General features: G+C 62.0%; 4 protein-coding genes and 1 pseudogene. 1 reads left to right on the top strand and 4 read right to left on the bottom strand.

Going from position 1 to position 7,024, the window contains the following annotated elements; all coding sequences use genetic code 11:
• Positions 1-266: 266 nt before the first annotated feature.
• From CP49_RS04205 to CP49_RS04190, 4 genes are all read right to left on the bottom strand, one after another.
• Positions 267-704 (bottom strand): hypothetical protein, encoded by a 438-nt coding sequence (locus CP49_RS04205; protein ID WP_197424087.1) that lies wholly within the window; start codon positions 702-704, stop codon positions 267-269.
• A 31-nt stretch (positions 705-735) separates the two neighbouring features.
• Positions 736-1,092 (bottom strand): Mth938-like domain-containing protein, encoded by a 357-nt coding sequence (locus CP49_RS04200; RefSeq protein WP_057849050.1) that lies wholly within the window; start codon positions 1,090-1,092, stop codon positions 736-738.
• A gap of 237 nt (positions 1,093-1,329) precedes the next feature.
• Positions 1,330-2,289 carry a hypothetical protein gene (locus CP49_RS04195; RefSeq protein ID WP_057849049.1) on the bottom strand — a complete coding sequence of 320 codons (960 nt, stop codon included), beginning with the start codon at positions 2,287-2,289 and terminating at the stop codon, positions 1,330-1,332.
• A gap of 458 nt (positions 2,290-2,747) precedes the next feature.
• Complete coding sequence (locus tag CP49_RS04190) at positions 2,748-6,092, bottom strand: adenylate/guanylate cyclase domain-containing protein (protein WP_057849048.1); 3,345 nt, start codon at positions 6,090-6,092, stop codon at positions 2,748-2,750.
• Positions 6,093-6,175: 83 nt separating this feature from the next.
• Between CP49_RS04190 and CP49_RS04185 the strand changes: the two are divergent.
• Positions 6,176-6,328, top strand: a pseudogene (locus CP49_RS04185) (transposase); the annotation flags it as partial.
• Positions 6,329-7,024 lie beyond the last annotated feature (696 nt).

Genomic DNA, 7,024 nt, shown 5'->3' with positions numbered 1-7,024 from the left:
GCCGCGTCCCCCCGCCGCGGCGGCGGTGGCATGCGCGCCGGAGGTTTTCACGGCGGCGGTGCCGTCCGGGCGGGAGGCTACCGCGGCGGCGCTGTAGCGGTTCGAGGGGCTCGGGGCGGCGCTGTCGCAGTGCGCGGCGGGGGCTACGGCTATCGTGGTGGGGCCTATCGCGGCTACGGCTATCGCGGCTACGGTGTCGGTGCGGCGGCGGTGGGCGCCGCTGCGGTCGGGGCCTACCGCGGCAGCTGCTACGACGCCTACGGCAACTACGTTTGCGCCGGCGGGTACCGTCCGTACTGAGCGGCGCATGTAGGCGAGATTGACGGCGTAAGCGTTTGCGTAAGCCGCCCCGCTTTGACTGCAAGGCCGGCGCGGGAGCCGTGCGAGGTGAGAATCAAAAACAGAATGTCGTTGTTGGCGTCCATCCCGTTGGCCGCCGCTTGCAAGGACATGGCCAGGCCTTCAATCTTTGCACCTCCGCTTTTCTTCGAATTGTATTGCACGTTGATCGCAGCGCCCCCGAAACGGTCCGCGACGACCCGTGCTGCGCCGGTGGCCTCGCTTCTAAACACGCCCTGATCGCCGAAAAGGCCGAAGGACACCACGCTCACCTTGCGCGCATCCTCAACGGCGTGCACCGTCGAAACCGACGGCGCAATGGTCAAACAAGAGCGATGAGCGGCGCGCCGATCCGGCGGATCCAACGTGGATACACAGCTTCACCAGGCATTTCCTTCAACAGGTCACGTGAAAGAGTCCGATCCTCTTTGTCCGGGACCGATTGAACATCCGGATTGCCTCGGGTGTCGGCTTCAACACGACCTCGCAGCCCTTTCTTTCGAAATAGGCTTCAGCTTCTGGTGACAGGTGCACGTTGCCCATCTGGCCCGAGCCAATGACGACCTGATCGCACCCTTTCTCGAAGAGAAACTTTGCCTCGTCTTTTGAAAGCACGTGCGAGGTGCCATACAGCTTCTTTGATAGCTTCTTTTTCCGCTTCACAACTTCGCCGGAAAGACGAACGACCACGTCGTGCTGATACGTCTTTCCGTCAATCGTAATCGCGCCAAAGATGGTGCTGTCAATCTTCATCGTGACCTCCTAATCAGGCTCCCGCTCCAACACGCAGCAGCGAGGCGCCTCGACGTCGTTATCATCCTCATTCAAGGGGGTTCCAGTCTGCCGATCCGGATCGGGACGCGCCGATACCCTGTTGAGACGATGACGGTCTCTGCGGGCGCGTTCTCGCAACCTTCTCAAGTCCTTTACGGGTTCTCGGCCACGCAGCTGGAGGACGTCGTGGGCTATTGCGGCGCGACTTGGGGACCGCTATCGCGGGCCGGCGTGAGCCTCCCGCGGGCATCCTGTGGCCGGATTTACAGACGGGCTGCAGGATGAACTTCCAGCGCCATTTCCTTTCGCCCACAGGTTCTCCCAGCCGCCCATCCACGAGGACGGCACGATCGTGTCCGGCAGCCGCTTGAACCAGCCGAACGACTTGTTCTCCTCCGGCGGCGCCCGGTCTGCCTGCAGTCCGCCGGCTGAGGTCATCTGCGGCTCGGCTTGCACGTTCTTGGCGTGTACCACCCTGACCCGATCACGGGAAGACCTTGAAGCACGCCGCGCATGACCACCATGCGCCGGACGCGCCTTCACTGCATGCTTCTCCTTTGCTTTTGCTTTGGCAGGTTTGCTCGCAGCAGGCTCTGCCGGCAACGGAGCCGGTGCTGCAACGCTGTTGTCGCCTTCGCCGGCCGTTGCGATGCGCATGACTGGCTTTATGGTCCCGTCGTGGAGTTCGAGGCGGTCACCGCGCGCTAACGATTGGGACGGCTCGTCTTCGGGAATGTCCGCCCGCAACAATTCCAGACCCCGTCGTCTTATCGCTTCCATCCTCTCAGCCTGCGTTTCAACCCAAGGGACGGCGGCCGGGCTGGAAGGATCTGCGCGCCGTTCGGTCGCACTTACCGTGCCTGCTCCAATTTCGCTCCAGCCGAAAAGAAGCAGCGCAGCCAGCCCGGCGATGCCTACCACGACACCGACCCAGGCAAACCTCAGGTCCGCCACCGTGAAAGATGCGGCCCTTGCACACGATCCGAAGAAATGATCAGGAGGCCGGATCGCGCCGGCTAAGGTCCGGGTAATTGCCGCCGCCACATAGTGGCAGCTTTCGCAAAACTTGAAATAAACTCCTGCGCCAGAACAAGATCCGGTTTCCTGATCCATTCGGAGATACGTCATCCTGCTCCGGTCTGCGAAATCCAACCTCTCAATCTGCTGTCGTGCCATCGGGGAGCGTCCTTTCGAACAAATCTCCCAGCCCACTCCACCCGATAAAGCAACGACGCCTGAAGCATGTGCGCAACAACCTTGGCTCGAATTGCAAGCCTCCAAAGTTCACTTTTTGTAACTGCCTGAGACCGCTGCAGTGCTTATGAGTAAGGAAACGCGCGGCCCGTCGATTTCATGGCCGACGTCCACTTTGGGTCCAATCGCGTCGGTTCGCTCTACCGCTGGCGACTTCCGGTCTACCCCCAACTGCGGACATCACACATCGGGACCACCACTTCCGAAAGTGCCAATCTCGGACGGCACGGCCGGTCTCGGCTATGTGTCCGTTGGTCGCCCGGTTCAGTTCGAGATCACTGAGCACACCAGGGACACGGTCGGACGAAGGATCCAAGGAGCCGACCTTCGGCCCGGCGGGGTCCTCTTTCCCAGCCGAACGGCGGCGCACGCAGTCGGTGTCACTCCGTGAGCCGCTCCAGCAGCAATTTGGCCTCGTCGAGGACCGGGGTGTCGAGGCCCTCGGCGAACCAGCCGTAAATTGGTGCGAGGAGATCGCGGGCTTCGGCGCGTTTGCCCTGGTCTCGCCAAAGGCGCGCGAGGCACGTGGCGGCGCGAACCTCCCATAGCTTCGCACTTCGCCCGCGCGCAACGGCGATGGCTTTTTGGAGGCACTTCTCAGCCGCCACAGGATCACCAACGGTGATCAGCAACTCGCCGCGAACCCGATACATGTCGGCTTCGGTCCAGCCCTCCTGAGTCGCTTCGATCTGACGCTCGGCCTCGTCGAGCTGTTCTAATCCTTCCGTTGGCCGACCGGCCTTCGCAAGGGCTTCGGCAAACGACGTCCGAACTAGCGGTACGACTGTGACAGCCCCGGTCGCCCGATATTTTGCCAGCGCATCGGTGAGGTCTGCGAGAGCTTCCTCAGTGCGACCCAGCTCCGACAGGCTGTGGCCACTGGACATCAAGGCCGCCGCCTCAAAGTAAGGAAAACCGTGTTCCACGCAATGTGCCCTCATCTCCTCGGCCCGTTGCAATAAGATTGCGGGGTCTGATTTTATGTGTTCGAGGGTGAGCAAAGAGATACAGCGCACCATGGCAAGCGTAAGGGCATGCTGGCGCTGGTGCGCCTGTGCGAGTGCCTCCTCACGTCTTGCGCGTGCTTGATCGAGATAGCCAAGATAGGTCAGTGACCGAAATGAAAATGTGAGCGCGGTGACATATGGGTTTTGGGTCCACCAAGCCTCGGAGGGGTGCGGCGGATCGAAGAGTGCCATCGCCCGTTCGGCGTAATCGCGCGCGGCGACGAAGTCACCGACGTGAAACCACGTCACAGCGCTGAACGTGCAGCCCTGGAATTTCACATCGGCGTCGTTCCGGTCCTCCCCCAGGTCGACAAGCTCCTTGCTCTCCTGACACGCCAGCGCAAGCTCGCCTGCGATGAAGTGATACGAGGCTTGCCCGACCAGTAGCATGGCAAGCTGAGATGGTCGATCGAGCTGTTGGCAGAGCTGGCGTGCGCGTGCAAATGCCTTTGCCACCACCGGCGCGGCATAGCCCTCCGTCGCGGTCAGCGTCATGCCGAGAAGCAGCTGCAAGTCGAGCTCAAATTGCTGGCGATCAGGGCCGTCTGACAGGCCGGTAAGTAAGTCCAAGCCTTTGTGCAGTTGCGCGGAGGCTTCCATCATCGCCGAACGCGCCAGGGCCTGCTGGCCAGCCTTGAGCCGATAGGCAACTGCCTTCGCCGTTAGGCTTGCTTCGGCGCAGTGCTGAGCGAGCAGCGCCGGTTGCGTCGCCGCGATCTCGGAAAATTGGCTCTCCAGTGTCGCGATGATCCGGGCATGAATCTGCTGTCGTCGGGTGCGCAGCAAGGTGCTATAGGCCGCGTCCTGCACCAATGCGTGCTTGAAAGTATACTCGGCGTCGGGCGCTATCCCTCGCCGGAAGATCAGCTCAGCGCTCACCAGCTGCTCCAGCGCGTCATCCAGTTTGATCCGGGGCATCTGAGCGACGGCGCTGATCAGCACGTGCGAGAACGAACGCCCGAGCGCCGCTGCAATCTGCGCCACCTCTCGGGTTGGAGCCAATCGATCGAGCCTTGCCAGGAGCGAGGCGTGGAGCGTCGTCGGGATGGCCAGCGGCGCCGCTGGCCCCGTCACCGCGTAACGGTCCCCGGCGACTGTCACCAATCCGCTCTCGACAACGGACTTGGTCAGCTCCTCGATGAACAGCGGCACGCCGTCGGTGCGATCGATGATCTGCTCGGCGATCTCCTTGGGCAACGCCTTGCCGCCCGTCACAAGCACGATCATCTCGGCGCGCTGCCGCGGTGTCAGGCGGTTGAGGTTGAACAGCATCACGTGCGGCCGTCCGATCCAGGTCGGCGTGAACTCCGGCCGGAAGGTGATGATCACCAGAACCCGCAGGGTGGCCACCCGATCAATGAGCAGGTCGAGTGCTTCTCTCGTCGTGGGGTCGCTCCAATGGACATCCTCGAATATCATAAGCGCCGGCAGTTGAGCGGCGAGTCCCTCGACCTGCGCAATCAGCGCCCAGAGCGTCTTCTCCTTGCGCTTCTGCGGGGCAAGATCGAGCGCCGGGTAGCGGTCGCCGGTCGGGATCGACAGTAGGTCCGCGATGAGAGGGGCGGCCTCCATCAGATCGTTGGTCGCCTGCGACAGCACCGCCTCGACCTTGTCGAGCCGTTGCTCTGCCGTGTCCTCGGTCCGGAACGCGGCGGCGCGTTCGAGCTGGGCGATGATGGGGTAGAGTGCGCTGTCCTGGTGGTGGGGCGAGCAGAAATACCGCAGGCGGGTATGGGGCTCGCCGGCGAGCCGGTCCGCGATGGTCTGCGCGATGCGCGATTTGCCGATGCCCGGCTCGCCCGATATCAGCACGACCGAGCCGTCACCGCCTTTGGCCTGGTGCCAGCAGCGCATCAGCAGTTCGATTTCCTCCTCCCGGCCGACCAGCGGCATTGTGGCCGTGCGCAAGGCCTCGAAGCGGCTCTCGATGGCGCTCCCGCCCAGCACCTGCCACGCCGACACGTTCTCAGCAAAGCCCTTGAGAGTGACGGTTCCAAGATCGCGATATTCGAAGAGGCCGCCAGTCAGCCTGCGGGTGCTTGATGCGATCACCACGGCGCCCGGTTCGGCCAACGCCTGGAGGCGCGCGGCCAGATTTGGAGTCTCACCGACGACCGCCTGCTCCTGGGCCGCACCCGCGCCAATAAGGTCGCCGACTACGACCAGCCCGGTGGCGATCCCGATACGCACCTGCAAGGGGAAATCGGCGGCTGTCTTGAGCTTTGGCACCGCCTCAACAAGGGCAAGCCCGGCGCGTGCCGCCCTCTCGCCGTCCTCCTCGTGCGCGCGTGGGTAGCCGAAATAGACCAGCACCCCATCGCCCATGTATTTGGCGACGAAGCCGTCGAACCGGTCGACCGTCTCTGCGACGCATTTGTGGTAGGTTCCGATAACGGCGCGCAGATCTTCGGGATCGAGCCTCGTCGAGAGCACGGTCGAGCCCACAAGATCACAGAACATCACGGTGAGCTGGCGGCGCTCCGCGTTGTCCCGTTGCTTGGGCGCGGGCGACAGATGTCCGGGTGGAAGTGCGGCGGCGCCGGCAAGCTCGGCAGTCGCCGCCAGCATCTTGCGCCGATGCCCAAGCGAGACGCCAAGCTCTTTCAAATCCTGATCAGTCAAATGACGCAGGACGGAGACGTCGATATCATTCTCGGTAAAGCGCTGGGCGTACTCGGACAGACCGAGCGAAGCCCGCCACTCCGTGATGGTGGCCACCTGCTTCCCCTCGCGATTCCGCCGTAGAGCATGACAGAATAGCCTCACGGGGCAACAACGACAAGCGCTTCAGTTTGTCGCCCCTGATGCGCCTCTACGCGCGCGGTATGACGGTGCGCGAGATCCAAGGGCATTTATCTGAATTTCATGGGGCCGAAGTCTCGCCGGATTTGATCAGCCGAGTGACCGACGCGATTCTCGATGAAGTCCGGGAATGGCAAAGCCGCCCGCTCGACCTGCAGCAAAGCGTTCGGGCGATGGCCCGCGGGTCAAATTCATAGCTGTTGGCGCATTCTCATTTGCGGCCGCCGTACATTGCGTCTCGGTCGATGACGCCGAGGTCACGTCGGTGTTACTGCCGGCTCCGGCGGCGGGGAAGGGGACAGTCGCCCAGGTGACGTTCCCTTGAAACAAAGCCGGTTCTGATCGCATTGTAGTACATCACCAGAAACGGTCAGCCAAAAACGCGGGTGGAGATGGTGTGTGCTTTGATATGATACAGGAGGCGCGCATGTGCGATTTGTGCCGCGAGCTGGACTATAAGATCGAAGCGTGTCGCAGATTAGAAAACTCAACTAATGACGAGCTGACGCGCGAAGCTGTCGCTGACCTTATCAGGGAATACGAGGAAGACAAAGCCAAGCTCCATCCAAACCAGTCCGGCGAAACATCGCGAAGTTAAGTTGCTTCGCACTGTCAAATCTTGCGCAAGCCTTTGCTCGACCGATTGAGGGGCGAGTTGCAAACGCTCATTCTGCCTAACTCATTGGCACGCCGTCCGTAATGTCAGCTATTAGACGTAGCTAGCATCGAGCGGCATACAAAGACCTTGGATCGCTAAATCTGCGGGAGTTTCAAGGAACCGCTCCGAACATGGGGTGCTTTTTTACGCCTGGTAGGTGGCAGGAACCAAAGCATGGATAGTGCTTTTA

Source organism: Bradyrhizobium valentinum (assembly GCF_001440405.1).
GTDB lineage: Bacteria > Pseudomonadota > Alphaproteobacteria > Rhizobiales > Xanthobacteraceae > Bradyrhizobium > Bradyrhizobium valentinum.
Note: the sequence above shows the minus strand (reverse complement) of the source record. Positions and strands in the feature narration are given on the sequence as shown.

Excerpts from the sequence above, each read along its gene's own strand:
- CP49_RS04200 (WP_057849050.1), bottom strand. The coding sequence starts at position 1,092 with ATGAAGATTGACAGCACCATCTTTGGCGCGATTACGATTGACGGAAAG.
- CP49_RS04195 (WP_057849049.1), bottom strand. The coding sequence starts at position 2,289 with ATGGCACGACAGCAGATTGAGAGGTTGGATTTCGCAGACCGGAGCAGG.